Raw genomic sequence first — 810 nt, forward strand, 5'->3', positions numbered from 1 at the left:
TGCCCCTTAATGCGGCGTTATACAGCTACGAATTAGGAGTAATCTTTGGATATACATGTATTTACAGACGAAAGGCTGAAATTTGCTCGTTTCTTTTATTCAGAGGGAGTGAAGCCTTTCAAATCAATCATAAGCCTCATAGAAAATGAACAAGAGCCATATGTTCCAACATATGATGAGTCTGGTGATCCTCAATATATTTATGAATGGATTCAAGCTCAAGATGGCATTGAAGCTGTCGGTTTGGCTTCTTTGTCGATGCTATCATCAGCATTGCAACTATACATGAATGGGTGGCTTGATCGTCAAGAAGCCCCTAAAGGTGTTGAAGCCGTTTCAAGAAAAGGAAACAAAGGTTGGTTTCATGCATTGAAAGACGGAATCGCTTCTCATGGCGTGGATTTTACTCAATGCCCAATAGATGTTGATGTGCTTGAACAGCTAGTCTTAGCCCGCAATAGAACGCAACATAGTGAGGACATTACCTCAAATTCAGTAACCCACCTAAAACGAGATCTAGATAAGTTTCAATCTCATGTATTTGTAAAATCTGCTGATGTACCAAAGGTAAATGCAGGGTTCAACTGGGTTCGTGTTCATGTTGATGAAAGTAACTTTAATCAAGCAATAGATGCAATAGAGGTGTTTTGCACATGGCTTGAAAAACAGCATTGTCAGTAACCGCTGTATAACAATCTGTTTAAGAGTGATTCTCAACGCGTGGCATTTTTACTATGCGTTGGTTTCAGTGTTTAAGGTGGTATGCGGTAGCATCGGTATTGCGTTGTTCACACCTTAACAGGGCGTTAG

General features: G+C 40.2%; 1 protein-coding gene. It reads left to right on the plus strand.

Annotation, left to right across the window (positions count from 1 at the left end):
* Positions 1–45 precede the first annotated feature (45 nt).
* Entirely contained in the window at positions 46–681 is a 636-nt protein-coding gene (locus tag EXA13_RS16605; RefSeq protein ID WP_238134096.1) for a hypothetical protein, read from the plus strand.
* Positions 682–810 lie beyond the last annotated feature (129 nt).

It is taken from the genome of Vibrio cincinnatiensis (assembly GCF_022113815.1).
Classification (GTDB): Bacteria; Pseudomonadota; Gammaproteobacteria; order Enterobacterales; family Vibrionaceae; genus Vibrio; species Vibrio cincinnatiensis_A.